Source organism: Mycobacterium sp. HM-7, assembly GCF_053852335.1.
Window position 1 is genome coordinate 5638237 of record NZ_CM132657.1, and the last position, 15816, is coordinate 5654052.

The following is a 15816-nucleotide window of genomic DNA, read 5'->3' on the forward strand; positions in this document are numbered from 1 at the left end:
ATCCACCACACTGGCACGCATGGCATTGTTCGGACGCTCAGGCGACCTTTCGTACGACGATCTACTGAACCGGCTCACCGAACTCGAGCGCCGGGTCGCGATCTTGGAGCGGGCCGGCCACGGTGGCAGCGTGAGCCCACCCCCGCCGGCCAGGCCGCAACCGTCCGCAGGTGCGGGCGTCAGCCCCGAAGTCATGCGACTGGCCGCGGCCGGCCAGAAGATCCAGGCCATCAAACGCCTGCGCGAGGAAACCGGCCTCGGCCTGAAAGAAGCGAAGGACATCGTCGACCGGCTCTAGCCCCCGGCGTCAGTCCTCGAGCAGCACCTCGGTCGCGGCCAACAGCGCGCACGTCGCCAGGCCGTCGATGGCGACGCGTAGATCGGGCAGCGACGGGAAGGTCGGCGCGACCCGGATGTTCTTGTCCTCCGGGTCCTTCTTGTACGGGAACGACGCGCCCGCCGCGGTCACCGCGATGCCGGCGTCCTTGGCCAGCGCCACGGTCCGCTTGGCGGTGCCCGGCCACACATCGAGGCTGACGAAGTACCCGCCCTTGGGGTCGGTCCACGACGCGATCTTCGAAGCGCTGAGCCGCTCGTCGAGAATCTCCGCGACCGCCGCGAACTTGGGCGCCATCAGCGCCTGGTGCCGCTGCATGTGCAGGCGCACGCCGTCGGCGTCACCGAAGAACCGGACGTGGCGCAACTGGTTGACCTTGTCCGGGCCGATGGTCTTCTTCTCGGCGTGCTGCAGGTACCACGCGATGTTGCCGAGCGAACCGCCGAAGAAGCTGACGCCGGCCCCGGCAAAGGTGATCTTGGACGTCGAGGCGAACACATACGGCCGGTTCGGGTTGCCCGCGGTGGCGGCCAGGCCGACGACGTCGACGTTCTGCACCGATTCGTGCGTCAGCGTGTGCACGGCATAGGCGTTGTCCCAAAACAACCGGAAATCCGGTGCCGCCGTTTGCATCTGCACCAGGCGCCGGGTGGCCTCCCACGAGTACGTGACGCCGGTCGGGTTGCCGAAGACCGGCACGCACCACATGCCCTTGATCGCCGGGTCGGCGGCGACCAGTTCCTCGATGAGGTCGACGTCGGGGCCGTCCTCGAGCATCGGGACCGGGATCATCTCGATACCGAAGCTCTCGGTGATCGCGAAGTGCCGGTCGTAGCCGGGCGCCGGGCACAGAAACTTCAGCACGGGCTCTTGGACCCAAGGCCGCGGCGAATCGACGCCACCATGCAGGAGCGAGAACACGATGACGTCGTGCATCAGCTCCAGGCTGGCGTTGTTGCCGGCGATCAGGTTCTGCACGGGCAGGCCGAGGAGTTCACCGAAGATCGCCCGCAGCTCCGGCAGCCCGTGCAGGCCGCCGTAGTTGCGGGTGTCGGTGCCGTTGCCATCCAGGTAAGAGCCCGGGGTATCCCCCGGCAGGCCGAGCATGGCGTTGGACAGGTCGAGCTGCTCTGCCGACGGCTTGCCCCGGGTCAGATCGAGGGTCAGGTTGCGGGCCTGCAGTTCAGCGTAATTGCGCTGTTGCAGATCATGCTGGGCCTGCAATTCGTCACGGCCGAGGGACAGAAACGACACGGCGCGCCTTTCGCATCAGATCGCGAAAACATAGGGGACCCCGCGCACCCGCCAGAGCCCATTGACCCTTGCTGCCTTCCGGCCCTGGGGGAGTTCACAGGATGGACGCCGCGCGGGGTCCGGCCATGAGTGTAGTACCCACCCAGTGGCACGCGAGTAGGGCGTCGGATCCGGGTCGGGTACCCTTGTCGACGGAGGATTCGCCTAGTGGCCTATGGCGCTCGCCTGGAACGCGGGTTGGGTTAACAGCCCTCAGGGGTTCAAATCCCCTATCCTCCGCACTCGGTCCGGGGTGCGACCAGCTGATGAGCCGGTCGCACCCCGGACCACTATCAAAGCGAAAACCCTCAAGGAGCAGTATGCGGCGGCCGGTAGCGATCATTTGGCACGCGTCGTTCCTCATCCTCGCCGGACTGCTGTACTTCTTCTTCGTACTGCCGCGGTGGAACGAGCTGACCGGCGACTGGTCGCACACCCTCGGCACCTCGATGCGCATCGTCTGCGGCCTGCTCATCGCGTTGTCGGCGCTGCCGGTTCTGTTCACCCGCCAGCGCACCGCCCTGCCGGAATACGGCACCCCGCAGTTGGCGCTGACCCTGCGCACCTGGTCGATCGTCCTGCACGTCGCGGCCGGCGTCCTGATCATCGGCGCCGCGATCAGCGAAATCTGGCTGACCCTGGATCAGGCCGGCACCTGGCTGTTCGGCATCTACGGCGGCGCGGCCGGCCTGGCCCTCCTCGCTGCCCTGGCGTTCTACCTGGCCTTCGTCGCGGAACTGCCGCCGCCGCCTCCCGCTCCGCTGAAGGTCACCGACGCCAAGCGCCGCGGCCGCAAGGACGACGAGGCCGGCGCGGAGGCCCCGGCCGTCACCGCAGACGCTGTCGAAGAGAGCGCCACCGAGGCGGAGACCGCGGCCGACGAAGACGCGGCCGAGACCGCCGAAGCCGACGAAGCCGACGACGCCGTCGATGCCGGTAACGCCGACGATGCCGAGTCCGATGAAGCCCCCAAGACGTCCGGCGAAGAGACCGCCGACACCAACGAGGACGAGGCTGAAGAAAAAGCCACTGATGACGCCCCCGCCGGTAAGCTGCGCAACCGCCGCTCCGGCAAGGGTTCCGGGTTGTTCGGGCGCGGAGCCTAAGGGCCTACTCTCAGGGCCATCACCTCGCAGTCCGGAGGACAGCACATGGGCGGGTTCCGCTTCTGCGGTCGGCTCGGTACCGCGGTCACCGCGGCAGCCGTTGCCATGGCCACCATCAGCCTCGCCCCGGCGACCCATGCTGACCCGCCCGAGGCCGGAGCAGCCGTCGAGCCCGCCACCGCGCGCGTCGACACCGTCATCAACTACCAGCACGCCATCGGCGCCGGTACCGGCTTCGTCCTCGACGCGGGCGGCGCGCTGCTGACCAACTTCCACGTGGTTCAGGGCGCCGACAAGGTGACCGCGACCGTCGCCGGGCGGCCGTACCGCGCCGATCTGGTCGGCTACGACCGGCACCGCGACATCGCGGTGCTGCAGCTGCGCGGCGCCGCCGACCTACCGGTTGCACCGATCGGCGACTCCTCCCAGCTGGCGGTCGGCGACGAGGTCGTGGCACTGGGCAACGCCGACGGCAGCGGCAGCTCGCTGACCCATGAGGCCGGCCACGTCATCGGGCTGAACCGCACCATCACCGCCAAGGACGAGTTGACGGGCAGTTCTGAGCAGGTGACGGGACTGATCCAGTTCGCGGCCCCGGTGCGCGCCGGCGATTCGGGCGGCCCCCTGGTTTCCGCCGACGGCCGGGTGGTCGGAATGACGACAGCGGCGACCCTGAACTACCGCATGGGCCCGGGCGGCGAAGGTTTCGCGATCCCGATCAACGAGGCGATGGCGACGGCCGCGCAGATCCGGGCGGGCACGGCGTCGACCAACATTCACATCGGGCAACCGACGCTGCTCGGCGTCGGCGTGGGCGGCCCCGACGAGCACTCGCAGCTGCCCGGGGTGCTGATCCGCGACGTGATCAGCGGTGGGCCCGCGCAAATCGCCGGGATGGTCCCCGGCGACGTGCTGGTGAGCATCGACGCCGTCACGGTGAGCTCGGCCGCCGCACTGACCAGCGTGCTGGACCGGCACTATCCGGGCGACGTCGTCGAGCTGTTCTGGATCGACCGCGCGGGCCAGCAGCACACCGCCAAGACCGCGCTCACGTCCTGACACGCAACTTTCTGGCAAAAATTTCGACTAGCCCGTCAAAGTAGCTGGATACCAGCACTAACCGGGTACTCACCGTTATGACAATTTGCCACCGCGCCCTGGCGTACCCAAATGGGGTTTTGCAGCACAACAGGGCCCTTGGCGGGGGCTTGATCGCGAGTTAGATTGGCGACATCAGACGCGCATTGAGCCTTCGGTCACAGCTGTTCACGCGGCGGTTACCCGGTCAAAGGGAGTAGCCCAGTGGTTCACCTCTACGTGGAGGCGTACACAGCGATTTGGGCTGTCGTGACCTTGGCGACCTACGTCCTCGGCCGCCGGTTCAGCAACGACGAGCAGCCGGACCACCAGATGCTCACCAGCGTGCTGGCCGGAGCGATGTGGCCTGTCGTCATGGTCGGCCTCCTGGAGGCGTTCGCCGTCGCGCTGATGTCCGGCAGCCACGCCTGGCGCGATCCGGCCCCCGTGGAGCCGGGCTACCTCGCCACTGTCGCGCCGCTGCCGTAGGACTCGAGCCGGAGTACTCAGGCCACCCCGCGCAGATGCGACGCGGAGGCCCCGATGGTCGCCTCATCCCCGCCGATCATGGTGCGCAGCAGAGCTTTCTGCTCACGAAAACCGCGGTCGGCCGCACGTTCCGAACCACCCGGCAGGACCAGTGCCGCGATGCTGCGGACGCCGTTGACGGGAATGCGGAGCACCGGATACCACGGCGGCATGTAGGCCGGCAGCCCCAGCGTGCGCATCACGCGCGGCCCCAGGAACGCCGTCGTGACCGACAGGTGCTGCGCCCAGGCCACCCGCCGGCGAATACCTGCCGCGGTGGGGTAATGCCAGGTCAGCGGGTCACGCGCCATCGGCACCGACAGCTGTCTGGTGGTCTCGTCGGAGACGGCCAGCGCCGTGGACGTGTGATAGAGGATGCGGACGCTGTCGCGGAACGACCGCGGCAGCCACTCGTCCTGCACCCCCATCAGCCAACCCACGTACCGGGTGAGGTGGGCGACGCTGCTCAACTCCGCGGGCGTGGCCACGATGCCCATCGCCAGGCCGGCGAGCACCGGGGCGATCAGGGCACCGACGAGCGTGGCCGCCATGTCGGTCTGATTGACCGGCAGGCCCCACTGCTCGGGACGCCAATCCGGGAGCGCCTGCACGTGCCTGCGCACCATGGCGTGGACGAACCGGACGCGGAGCGTGGACCGGTAGCCGGAACCGAACGTGTCGAGCCCGCCGTCGTCGATCACATCGAGGGCCCACTGCATGGTTTCGGCGAACCGCTGGTTGGAACCTTTTTCCAGGGCCCCGGTCCGCAGCAGGGTCTGGTTGAACCCGGCGAACTGGTAGCCGCCCAGCAGGGCCACGTCCCGCGCGATGTACATGCCGTCGGCGCCGCCACGACGCAGTGTCCGCTGCCCGACGCGCAGCGCTTCGTGGTTGACCCAGTCGGGGGTGGCCTCGACATTTTCGAAGAACCGGCGCAGTGGCTCCGGGGCCTCCGGGACACTGGCGATGCCGTCGGCCAGGGCGCGGTCGAAAAGCGGCCGCAGCTGCTTCGTCCCCGTCTCCGACATCCACGCGACGAGGGCATCCATGGGTTCGTCGCCGGCATTGAGGCGCTCACCCAGCCGCTGCCACTGCGCCGAATCGGGTTTTCCGATGGCCAGCATGGTGGCGAACGAACTGATCGCCGCGGGTACCGGCTGTGGCCGGTCGGGATGGCGTGCCGGGATCGGCAGAGACATCGTGCTTGCTCCTTGTCACCGTTGACAACGTGTGTAGTCAAAACTAGGCGGTACCCGGGGTCTCGTCAATGGCAAAACGGACCCGACCGCATAGGCTGGCCCTCATGTGGCGGGGAGAACAGTCCAAGCATCAGGGTCGGAACACGCTGACGGCCGCGCTCGCGGCGCTCGGGATCGGCGCCGGTGTCGCCCTCGGCGCCGCACCGGCCGCCTCGGCGGCCGACGCTCCCGACCAGGTGGCGATGACGACCATCGACGACATCGCGGCGGGCAACTACGCCGCCGTCACCGCCCGGTTCGATCCGGAACTGCAGAAGCGGTTGCCCCCCAAGTCATTACAGCAGGTATGGGACGGCTACCAGCGCACGTTCGGGGCCTACCAGTCGCACGGTGACCCCGAGGACAACCCCCGCGGCGACCTGATCGTGGTGAATGTCCCGTTGCAGATGGACCGCATGCCCGGCCAGTTCCGGGTGAAGATTCACCCCGATGGCACCATCGCGGGCGTGTACTTCCTCAGGGAAGGCGTGCCGGTCCCCTGACCGTCACGACAGCCGGGGGTCGATCAGCGTGACGCCCACGGGGCTGGCGGCACCGAACTCCGGCAGCAGGCGCGCGCCTTCGCTCAGCCCGACCACCCGCTCGACCAACGCCTGCGGGCGCAGCTTGCCCGCGGCGACCTGGTCCAGCATCTCGGGATAGTCCGCGCTGGCCATGCCGTGTGAGCCCAAAACATCCAATTCCCAGGCGATTACGCGGTCCATCGGCACCGGCGGATGCCCGTCGACGTTGGGCAGCAGGCCCACCTGCACGTGGCGTCCCTGCCTGCGCAGACTGTGGATCGCATCGGCACACGTCCCCGCGGTGCCCACGGCATCGACCGCGACATGGCTGCCGCCACCGGTGATCTCGTGCACGGCGGCGGGTACGCCACCGCCATTGGCGAGCACCGTCTCGGTGGCGCCGAGGCTGCGCGCGAGTTCCAGTGCCGCCGGGGTGCGGTCGACGGCGATGACGTTGGCGCCGACGGCGGCCGCGACCTGGACGGCGCTGAGGCCCACACCGCCGACGCCGATCACCGTGACCCACTCACCGGGCCGGACGTCGGCTCGGGCCCGCAGCGCACGGTAGGCGGTGGCGAACCGGCAGCCCAGCGCCGCCGCCGCGGCATCGTCGATATCCTCCGACACCGCAACAAGATTCGTGTCCGCCGCGTGCAGCGCGACGTACTCACCGAACGAGCCCCAGTGGGTGAAGCCTGGCTGGGTCTGCTCGGGGCACACCTGCGCTTGCCCGGCAGCGCACCACTCGCAGGTGCCACACCCACACACGAACGGTGTGGTGACGCGATCACCGACCTGCCACCGCCGGACGTCGGCGCCCACCGCGACGACTTCCCCGACCAGCTCATGCCCGGGCACGTGCGGGAGCGCGACGCCGTCGTCGTGCCCGGCCCAGGCGTGCCAGTCGCTGCGGCACAACCCGGTCGCGTGCACCTGCACGACGACGCCGCCGGGCGACGGCGTCGGGTCGGCAACCGACCGGACGTCCACCGGCCCACCGAACTGCTCGAAGATCACGGCACGCATCAGGCCATCGTTGCACGCCCTGGACGCGCAGGCGGCACCGCAGCGAGCAACGCCCGGGTGTACTCGTGTTCCGGATGGGCGAACAGTTCGGCGGCAGAACGGTATTCCACCGACTCACCGCCGCGCAGCACCAGGACGTCGTGGCTCATCCGCTCGATGACGGCGAGGTCGTGGCCGATGAACAGGTAGGTCAGGCCACGTTCCTGCTGCAACCGGGTCAGCAGGTCGAGCACCTTGGCCTGCACCGACACGTCGAGTGACGCCGTGGCTTCGTCGAGGATCAACAGCTCGGGTTGCACCGCAAGGGCCCGGGCGATGTTGACGCGCTGCCGCTCGCCGCCGGACAGTTGGTGCGGATACCGCGTCGCGTAGTCGGCCGGGAGCTCGACGGAGTCCAGCAGCTCGCGCACCCGCGCCTGCCGGCCCGGGGCCCGCGCCGGCATGGGCTCGGCGATCGAAACCCCCACCGGGATACGCGGATTCAGCGACGAGAACGAATCCTGGAACACGAGGCCGACGCGGCGGCGCACGGCCTTGCGATCGCGGCGCTTGACCGTGAGCAGATCGGTGCCGTCCAGCGTCGCCCGGCCGCCGTCGGGTTCGACCAGACCTGTCAGCGCGGCTGCCACGGTCGACTTCCCCGAGCCCGACTCCCCCACCAGACCAAGCGTCGTCCCCCGCCGGATGCGGAACGACACGTCTTTGACCGCGTGCACGACCATCGGGCCTGTCGGCGTGCTCACCGAAAACCTGACATCCAGCTCCGAGACGTCGAGCAGCGTTTCGGTATCCGGCACCTCAGGCATGGGATGCCCCAAAACCGGCCGGGCATCGAGCAATTCGCGGGTGTACGCCGTCTCGGGCGCATCGAAGATCGCATCGACCGCGGCCTGTTCGACGGCCTCACCACCGCGCAGCACGGTGACGGTGTCGGCGACCTCGCCGATCACTCCCAGGTCGTGGCTGATCCACACCACCGCGGTGCCGAACTCGCGCTGCAATTCGCGCACCAGCGCGATGATCTGCGCCTGCGTCGTGACGTCGAGGGCCGTCGTCGGCTCATCGGCGATCAGCAACTCGGGGTCGCAGGCCAGGGCGATCGCGATCATCACCCGCTGGCGCTGCCCTCCGGAGAGTTGATGCGGATAGCTGTGCAACCGACGCTGCGGGTCGGGTAGGCCCACGGCCTCCAGCAGCTCCAGGGCCCGCGCCTGAGCGTGCCGGCGGGTCAGATGTTTGTGTGTTTCAAGCGATTCGGTGATCTGCCGTTCAATGGTCAGCAGCGGATTCAGCGAGGTCCCCGGATCCTGGAAGACGAAACCGATCCGTCCGCCGTGCACGCGACGCAACGTCCGTGCCGGGGCGCCGACGAGTTCCTGTTGTCCGGCAAGAACACTCGAGCCGGTGACGACCGCACCCGGCGCGTCGAGCAGCCCCGTCGCGGCCAGCACGGTCGTCGACTTTCCGGAGCCGGATTCACCGACGATGCCGAGTGTCTGCTCGGGCTCCACCGCCAGAGAGACGCCGCGCACGATGTCCCGCCGCCCGATCCGGACGGCGAGGTTGTCGACCGACAGCACGCTCATGACCGCCGCCGCGCCTCGATCATGGTGCGCTGCTTGGGATCCAGGACGTCACGCAGCCCGTCACCGAGCAGGTTGCAGGCCAGCACGATGACGACGATGGCCACGCCGGGGAACACCGGCATCCACCAGGCCAGCGTGACGAAGCCCTGAGAATCGAAGATCATCCGGCCGAGTGAGGGCTGCGGCGGCTGGATGCCCAGCCCCAGGAAGGACAGCGCGGCCTCGGACAGGATGGCGAACGCGAGCGACAACGACGTCTGGACGATGAGCGGTCCGGTGATGTTCGGCAGCACGTGCCGGGCCACGATGTAGGCCGTTCCGGTGCCCAGGGTGCGCGATACCGCCACGTACGGCTCCTCCCGCACCGCCAGCGTGCTTGCCCGCGCAACCCGCGCGAAGATCGGCACGTAGACGATGCTGATCGCGGCGATCGTCGTGCCCAGGCCGGGGCCCAGCACCGCGACGATCGCCATGGCCAGCAGCAGCACGGGGAACGCGAACATCACGTCGACGACCCGCATCACCACGGTGTCCAGCCAGCCGCCCCGGTAGCCGGCAGTGACCCCCAGCGCCGTGCCGACCACGGCCGCGCACACCACGCTGACCACTGCGACCGTCATCGACGCCTGCAGCCCCGTCAGGACGCGGGACAGCACATCGCGTCCCAGTTCGTCGGTGCCGAACCAGTGCGCACCGCTCGGCGGACGCAGCGCCTGCGGCACGTCGACGTCGTTGATGCCGTACGGCACCAGCCAGCCGGCTCCCACCGCGACGACGACGGCGGCAACCACGACGGCGGCGCTGAGCACTGTGACGGGATTGGCGGGACGTTTCATGACAGCCGAATCCGCGGATCGACAAGGGCGTACAGCACATCCACGACCAGATTCACCGCCAGGAACAGGACCGCGATGAGCAGCACCGCGCCCTGGATCACCGGATAGTCGCGCGCAGCCACCGACAGGTAGACCAGCCGGCCCAAGCCCGGCCAGGCGAACACGACCTCGACGACGATGACGCCGCCGAGGATGGTCGCCAGCTGGATACCGGTGATGGTGAGGATCGGCACCAGGGCATTGCGCACGACGTGCCGCAGCGTGACCACCCGCGGCGGTAGGCCTTTCGAGCGTGCGGTCCGGACATAGCCCATCGCGGACACCTCCAGTACCGCCGAGCGGACGTAGCGGGTCATGATCGCGGCGGCCACCAGCCCCACGGTTAGGCCCGGCAGGATCACGTGCCGCAACCAGCCCGCCGGATCGTCGAACAACGGCCGGTAGCCCGATGTCGGCAACCAACCCAACGTCGTGGAGAACAGCGAGATGAGCAGGATGCCCAGCCAGAAGTCCGGGATGGACACCCCGAATTGGCTGGTGACCCGGACGATCAGGTCGCTGAGCCGGCCCTCGTGCGAGGCGGCGTAGATGCCGGCGGGCAGCGCGACCACCAGGGCGAGCACGATGCCCACGACGGCCAGCGAAACGGTGGCAGGCAGCCGCTCGGCCAGCACCTGCGCCACGGGGTCACCGTTGCGGAAGCTGACACCGAGATTCCCCGTCGCGGCATGCCCGAGGTAGCTGACGAATTGGGCGGGCAGCGGCCGGTCCAGACCGCTCGCGTGACGCAGCGCGTCGTACGCCTCGGGGGTGTACCGCGTACCCAACGCGATGCGGACGGGGTCGCCGGGAACCAGATGCGCCAGTGCGAACACCAATATCAGCACGCCCACCAGAACCACCAGTGAGTAGAGGAGCCGGCGGGCCAGGAATCGCAGGATGGTCATGGCCGGGCACCGCCGAGTACCGCGTCCCGGAACCGAATCGCCTTGTCGCGCCTGGCCTCATAGCCGGTGAGCCGCGGCGACCAGGCCTGCACCACCGCGGGGTTGTACAGGTAGAGGTAGCTGACCTGGTCGGCGATGAGGGTGGCGGCCTGCGCGTAAACCTGTTGCCGCACTTGCCGATCGGTCTCGGAGCGGCCGGCGTCCAGCAAGGCGTCGACGCGCGGGTCGGAGAATTTCTGCGCATTGCTGGCGCCGCCGGTGTGATGCTGCGCGTAGTAGAAATCGTCGGGATCGATGTTGCCGAGCCAGCCCATCATCAGCATGTCGAAATGGCCGCTGTGCTGTTCGTCGAGCCATGTCCCGAAATCGACGGTGCGGATGGTGACCCGGATGCCCAGTGGCGCAAGATTGTCGGCGATCACCTGGGCGGCGGTGACCGTCTGCGGGTACTCGCTGGTGACCAACAGGTCCATGGCCGTCGGGGCCGCGCCGGCCTCCCGCAGCAGCTGCTTGGCATGGTCGATGTCGTGGCGATACCGGTCATACGGGGTGTACCACGGGTTGCCTTGGGGGATCGCCAGCTGATTGGCCTGCGCCGCACCGTAACTGGTGGCCTGCACGATGGACGCCCGGTCGATGGCGTATGCGACGGCCTGCCGTACCCGGACGTCCTGCCACGGCGGCCGGGCCTCGTTGAGTGCCAGGTACCAGTAGTCGTTGCTCGGCGTCACCGCGAGGTGGATCGAATCGTCGCCCCGCAGCTGGCCGATCCGCTGCGGGGGCACCGCGTCGGTCCAGTCGATTTCGCCGGCCTGCAGCGCCGCCAGCGCCGTGGACGGCTCGTTGATGAAGCGGAACGTCACGCCCGGGATCCGGGGAGCGCCGCCCCAATAGTGCGGATTTGCGCGCAGCGTGATCGCATCGCCGCTGCGCTGGTTCACGAAGGCGAACGGCCCGGTGCCGACCGGGTGGCTCGCGATCTGCCCGTCCTCGACGTTGCGGCGCTGCACGATCGCCACGCCCTTGAACCCACCGAGATTGGTCAGCAGGTTCGGCGCGGGGTGCGCCACGGTGATCCGCACCGTGTGGTCGTCGATGGCGGTGACCGCGGTGACGGCGCTGAGCTTGTCGGCGTTCGCGAGCTTGCCGTCGATGATCCGGCGGTAGGAATACACGACGTCGGCCGCTGTGCAGGGGCTGCCGTCGTGGAACGTCACTCCGGGCCGCAGATGGAACGTCCATGCCAGCTGATCGGGCGCGACGTCCCACGACTGTGCGAGGGCGGGCCGCATGGTCAGATCCGCGTCCGGCTCCACGAGCGTGTCGAAGACGTTCTCGAGCACTTCGAAGGAGAAGTACGCGCTGGTCTTCTGCGGGTCGAGTTGGTCGGGTTCGCCCGAGATCGCAGCAATCAGATAGCCCGCGTCGCGGCCCAGGTCAACGCGCTGCGCGGGCGCACAGGCCACCGCAAACAGGGCGGAAACGGCAGCGAGCACGGCCGCAACCAGTCGCATGTCCGTCTCTTCCGGGCCAGGGCCGGCATGCACCGGAGGCCGGCGCACTCCTGCGCTCCTCGTACCCAGCCGCCCGCCTGTTGACACCTCACATCGATATGCGCTGTTCAGCGTGCGCACATGCGCCGAACTGAGCTAAGATGCCGGGCGGACGTTTCTTCCTAACGTCCGCTCTACATGAGAGAAGTTGGTATATGCCACAGGGAACTGTGAAATGGTTCAACAGTGAGAAGGGCTTCGGCTTCATCACTCCCGACGACGGGTCCAAGGATCTGTTCGTCCATTACTCGGAGATCAAGAGCAACGGTTTCCGCACCCTCGACGAAGGCCAGCGGGTCGAGTTCGAGGTCGGTCAGGGCAGCAAGGGCCCGGCCGCGACCGGAGTCACCGCGGTCTAACTGAGCTTGTAAAAGCTCAGTCGGCTGGTGCGGAGTGCTTCGCACCAGCCCCAATTCTTTCTTCGCACTGTCGCGCGGATGTTCAGGCCTGTGACCTGGGCATCCGCGCGACGGCGTAGCTGCCGGAGTTCTGCGGGCACGTGCAGCTGCTTGGTCTGTGCGCTGCCGCGGGCACCGCGGCCATTGTCCGCGTCGGTCTAGAGCCACCCGAGCGCACGCGCGCCGTTGTGGAGCACCATCGCGCCGATGACGACCATGATCACCGCCATCAACGCCGCGTTGTTCTTCTCCATCCAATCCTTGAGGCGGCGCATCGTGTCGTCGAGCCGAGCCCCGGCGATCGCGTAGGCCAGTGTCGGTATCGCCACCGTCGACGCGGCGACGATCACGAAGAACGCCGCGGCCAGCCAGTCGCCCTTGAGCCCGAGTCCCGCGGTGCCGATCGCCAATCCGGCCGGCACACAGATCAATACGACGTCCGGGCGCACGACCACGAGCGCCACACCCATCGCGGCCGCACGCGCCGGCGTGACGGTCGCGATCTTCTTCATCCAGCCCGGCGAATCGGTGCTGTTGTGCCGGGTGAACCAGCGGTAGATACCGAAGACGATCAACGCAGCACCCAGCGCCACGCGTAGCCACGACGCCCATTCCGGCGGCGATTTGTGCACGCCGCTGAGCGAGTGCGACAACTGAACGCACACCGCGGTCACCGCCGCCAGACCCACCGCCCAGCCGACGAGGAACGCCAGTCCTGTCGGCCGGGGGCGCGGCGCCTGCAGGACCAACACCGCAGGGATGACGGTGATGGGCGATAGTGCCACCACCAGTCCGAGCGGAACGAGCCCGGTCAACACGGTGCCCCAGCTTCCAGTCATGGGCAGCAATCTACCGAGTGGATCGTCCCCGAGTCGCCGCGATCGTCAATATGCTCCGATCTGCCATTTCAGCGAACTCATTCGCGCATTTATGGCTACCAAATGCCATTCACCGGTAAGTTGCCGTTTACTAGGTGATATTCGCATTAAGGAGGTGGCATCGTGCGACGACAGCAAAATATTTCAGGCGACGTCAGCGACTCATCGGGATGGCAGCTGAATATCCGCTCGTCGCGTGCAAAGCCCCTCCGGTACCTCGCTGTGCTGGCACTCCTGATATCGGCAACAGCGCTCGGCTGCGGCACCGACGATCTCCGGGCGTTGCCCAGCCCGCAGGGCGCCGCGCACACCTGCTCGCCATAGCGGGGCTAGCGGGGCAACCCGGTTCTAGTGCTCCTTGAGGTCCCGGTCCTTGCTCGGCTGCACCCGCTTCGGCTCCCCCGGCATCTTGGGGTAGTTGGGCGGGTACGGCAGGTCCCCCAGCCCCCGGTCCTCATCGGCCTGCACCATCTCCAACAGCGGATCCAGGGCATGCGCCACGTCGTCGATGCCGGCCCACGGATCGTCGCGCTGCGCAAGCAGTTTCGGCACCGTGGCCATGGTGTAGTCGTCGGGGTCTGCGTCGGCGAGTTCCGCCCAGGACAGTGGTGTCGACACGGTGGCGATCGGCGTCTTGCGCACGGAGTACGCCGAGGCGAAGGTTCGATCGCGGGCGTTCTGGTTGTAGTCGATGAACAGCCGCTCGCCGCGTTCCTCCTTCCACCATGACGTCGTCACGGCATCGGGCGCGCGCCGCTCCACTTCGCGGGCCAGCGCGATGCCCGCGCGGCGCACGGCGATGAAGTCCCACTCCGGTTTGATCCGGACGAACACGTGGACGCCCCGACCACCCGACGTCTTGGGATAGCCGGTCAGGCCGAGCTCGTCAAGGATCGGTTTGAGTACCCCGGTCGCGATCTCCCTGGCCTCGTTGAATCCGGTGCCCGGTTGCGGGTCCAGGTCGATGCGCAACTCGTCAGGGTGCTCGACGTCCGGGCAGCGCACCTGCCACGGATGCAGCGTGATGGTGCCCATCTGCGCGGCCCAGATGATGGCCGACGGGTGCGTCACCTTGAGCGCGTCGGCCGTGCGGCCAGACGGGAACGTCACGGTACAGGTCTTCAGATATTCGGGATGCTTTACCGGGACCCGCTTTTGGTAGATCTCCTCACCCTCGATGCCGTCCGGGAACCGCTGCAGGTGCGTGGGCCGGTCCCGCAGGAGCGTCACCATCCGGTCGGCGACGGCAAGGTAATAGTCGACCATCGTCCGCTTGGTGCCCTTGCTCCCCAGCTGCGGGAAGTACACCTTGTCGGGGCTCGTCAACCGGACGGCGACGCCGTCTACATCGAGTTCCTCTGCGGCGCTTGCCATCAGTGCTCCACCCCGTCGCTTCGCTCGCCCCGGCCGTTCTCCAGCACGTCGTAGAGGTCGTAGTTCAGCGGCACGTCGAGTTGGTCGAAGGTGCAGCTTTCCGGGTCCCGGTCGGGGCGCCAGCGCCGGAACTTCACGGTGTGCCGGAATCGTCGGCCATGCACACTGTTTCCTTCCATCTGGTCGTAGGCCACCTCACATACCCGCTCCGGGCGAATCGGAATCCAGGTCTTGTCGGCCGCCGAGTTCCAGCGGCTCGGTTCACCGTCCTGGGCGTCGCCGGTGCGCAGCGGCTCCAGTTCCGCCAACAGCGCGACGCGGTCCTTGACGCTGAAAGACGCTGCGCCACCGACCATGTGGAGGTTGCCGTCGCTGTAGAGCCCGAGCAGGATGGATCCGATGCCCTCGCCGCTCTTGTGGATGCGATAGCCGATGGCCACACAGTCGGCATCACGGGCGTGCTTGACCTTGACCATCTCCCGCTTGCCCGGCAGGTAGGCGCCGTCGAGCCGTTTGGCGATCACACCGTCGAGCCCCGCGCCCTCGAACGTCGTCAGCCAGTGCGCACCTTGCTCGGGGTCCTCGGTGGTCCGCGTGACGTGGCACCACTGCTTCTCACTCACCAGGTCCTGCAACGCGGCCCGGCGAACGCGGAAGGGCTCGGCCAGCAGACTGTGGTCGCCGTCGGCCAGTGCGTCGAATCCGATGAAATGCGCCGGCGTCTGCTCTGCCAGCATCTGCACCCGGCTGGCCGCGGGGTGGATGCGCTGGCTCAGCGATTCCCAATCGAGCCGGATGCGGCCGTTGATCTCCCGCGGCACCACCACCTCGCCGTCGAGTACACAACGTGGCGCGATCTCGTCCCGCAGCGCGGCGAGCAGTTCAGGGAAGTACCTGCCCAGTTCTTTTCCGTTGCGCGACTGCAGCACCACCTCGTCGCCGTCCCGGAACACGAGAGCCCGGAACCCGTCCCATTTGGGCTCGTACGACCACAGTCCGGCCTCGTCCGGCACCTTCACGGCGGCTTTGGCCAGCATGGGGTCGATCGGTGGCTGCACGGGTAGGTCCACAGTTTCCATACTCGGGTAGACCGGCAGGGGTGGGCAATCTCATCG

Annotated in this window: 16 protein-coding genes, 1 tRNA gene and 1 other RNA gene; 7 read left to right on the top strand and 11 right to left on the bottom strand. The window is 68.0% G+C overall.

Annotation, left to right across the window (positions count from 1 at the left end; all coding sequences use genetic code 11):
• The first annotated feature begins 19 nt into the window (after positions 1-19).
• Positions 20-298 carry a ribosomal protein L7/L12 gene (locus tag ACWW1C_RS27095; protein ID WP_455981130.1) on the top strand — a complete coding sequence of 93 codons (279 nt, stop codon included), beginning with the start codon at positions 20-22 and terminating at the stop codon, positions 296-298.
• A gap of 9 nt (positions 299-307) precedes the next feature.
• On the opposite strand, the gene ACWW1C_RS27100 is transcribed toward ACWW1C_RS27095, so the two are convergent.
• Both ACWW1C_RS27100 and ffs read right to left on the bottom strand, forming a co-directional pair.
• On the bottom strand, positions 308-1591 hold the full coding sequence (locus ACWW1C_RS27100; protein ID WP_455981131.1) for an aminotransferase class I/II-fold pyridoxal phosphate-dependent enzyme: 1284 nt from the start codon (positions 1589-1591) through the stop codon (positions 308-310).
• Positions 1592-1619: 28 nt separating this feature from the next.
• Positions 1620-1716, bottom strand: an RNA gene (ffs, locus tag ACWW1C_RS27105) — signal recognition particle sRNA small type.
• A 68-nt stretch (positions 1717-1784) separates the two neighbouring features.
• Between ffs and ACWW1C_RS27110 the strand changes: the two genes are divergently transcribed.
• The 4 genes from ACWW1C_RS27110 to ACWW1C_RS27125 all read left to right on the top strand — a co-directional run bounded on the left by ACWW1C_RS27110 (position 1785) and on the right by ACWW1C_RS27125 (position 4302).
• Positions 1785-1870, top strand: a tRNA-Ser gene (locus tag ACWW1C_RS27110).
• A gap of 80 nt (positions 1871-1950) precedes the next feature.
• A complete protein-coding gene (locus ACWW1C_RS27115) occupies positions 1951-2736 on the top strand; it encodes a hypothetical protein (protein ID WP_455981132.1) in 786 nt (261 codons plus the stop codon).
• Between the two features lie 45 nt (positions 2737-2781).
• Positions 2782-3795, top strand: a complete 1014-nt coding sequence (locus ACWW1C_RS27120; protein WP_455981133.1) for a S1C family serine protease — start codon at positions 2782-2784, stop codon at positions 3793-3795.
• Between the two features lie 243 nt (positions 3796-4038).
• The gene (locus tag ACWW1C_RS27125; protein WP_455981134.1) at positions 4039-4302 is read left to right on the top strand and encodes a hypothetical protein; all 264 of its coding nucleotides are present in this window, start codon (positions 4039-4041) and stop codon (positions 4300-4302) included.
• A gap of 17 nt (positions 4303-4319) precedes the next feature.
• Here the strand turns inward: ACWW1C_RS27125 and ACWW1C_RS27130 are convergent, their stop codons facing one another.
• Positions 4320-5540 carry an oxygenase MpaB family protein gene (locus ACWW1C_RS27130; RefSeq protein ID WP_455981135.1) on the bottom strand — a complete coding sequence of 407 codons (1221 nt, stop codon included), beginning with the start codon at positions 5538-5540 and terminating at the stop codon, positions 4320-4322.
• Between the two features lie 104 nt (positions 5541-5644).
• On the opposite strand from ACWW1C_RS27130, the gene ACWW1C_RS27135 reads away from it, so the two are divergent.
• Positions 5645-6082, top strand: coding sequence for a DUF3887 domain-containing protein (locus ACWW1C_RS27135; RefSeq protein WP_455981136.1), 438 nt, complete (start codon positions 5645-5647; stop codon positions 6080-6082).
• 3 nt (positions 6083-6085) lie between these two features.
• On the opposite strand, the gene ACWW1C_RS27140 is transcribed toward ACWW1C_RS27135, so the two are convergent.
• The 5 genes from ACWW1C_RS27140 to ACWW1C_RS27160 are packed head-to-tail and all read right to left on the bottom strand — an operon-like array spanning position 6086 to position 12012.
• Entirely contained in the window at positions 6086-7129 is a 1044-nt protein-coding gene (locus ACWW1C_RS27140; RefSeq protein WP_455981137.1) for a zinc-binding dehydrogenase, read from the bottom strand.
• On the bottom strand, positions 7129-8715 hold the full coding sequence (locus tag ACWW1C_RS27145; protein WP_455981138.1) for a dipeptide ABC transporter ATP-binding protein: 1587 nt from the start codon (positions 8713-8715) through the stop codon (positions 7129-7131). The genes ACWW1C_RS27140 and ACWW1C_RS27145 overlap by 1 nt, the downstream gene beginning before the upstream one ends.
• On the bottom strand, positions 8712-9551 hold the full coding sequence (locus ACWW1C_RS27150; protein WP_455981139.1) for an ABC transporter permease: 840 nt from the start codon (positions 9549-9551) through the stop codon (positions 8712-8714). Before ACWW1C_RS27150 ends, ACWW1C_RS27145 begins: the two co-directional genes overlap by 4 nt.
• Positions 9548-10498, bottom strand: coding sequence for an ABC transporter permease (locus ACWW1C_RS27155; protein ID WP_455981140.1), 951 nt, complete (start codon positions 10496-10498; stop codon positions 9548-9550). The genes ACWW1C_RS27150 and ACWW1C_RS27155 overlap by 4 nt, the downstream gene beginning before the upstream one ends.
• Positions 10495-12012 carry an ABC transporter substrate-binding protein gene (locus ACWW1C_RS27160; protein WP_455981141.1) on the bottom strand — a complete coding sequence of 506 codons (1518 nt, stop codon included), beginning with the start codon at positions 12010-12012 and terminating at the stop codon, positions 10495-10497. The genes ACWW1C_RS27155 and ACWW1C_RS27160 overlap by 4 nt, the downstream gene beginning before the upstream one ends.
• Before the next feature lie 194 nt (positions 12013-12206).
• Between ACWW1C_RS27160 and cspE the strand changes: the two genes are divergently transcribed.
• Entirely contained in the window at positions 12207-12410 is a 204-nt protein-coding gene (gene cspE / locus ACWW1C_RS27165) for a transcription antiterminator/RNA stability regulator CspE (protein WP_043402873.1), read from the top strand.
• 197 nt (positions 12411-12607) lie between these two features.
• Here the strand turns inward: cspE and ACWW1C_RS27170 are convergent, their stop codons facing one another.
• The 3 genes from ACWW1C_RS27170 to ACWW1C_RS27180 form a co-directional block, all read right to left on the bottom strand.
• Positions 12608-13288, bottom strand: a complete 681-nt coding sequence (locus ACWW1C_RS27170; RefSeq protein ID WP_455981142.1) for a GAP family protein — start codon at positions 13286-13288, stop codon at positions 12608-12610.
• A 387-nt stretch (positions 13289-13675) separates the two neighbouring features.
• Entirely contained in the window at positions 13676-14701 is a 1026-nt protein-coding gene (gene ligD, locus ACWW1C_RS27175) for a non-homologous end-joining DNA ligase (protein WP_455981143.1), read from the bottom strand.
• On the bottom strand, positions 14701-15780 hold the full coding sequence (locus ACWW1C_RS27180) for an ATP-dependent DNA ligase (protein ID WP_455981144.1): 1080 nt from the start codon (positions 15778-15780) through the stop codon (positions 14701-14703). Before ACWW1C_RS27180 ends, ligD begins: the two co-directional genes overlap by 1 nt.
• Between the last annotated feature and the right edge of the window lie 36 nt (positions 15781-15816).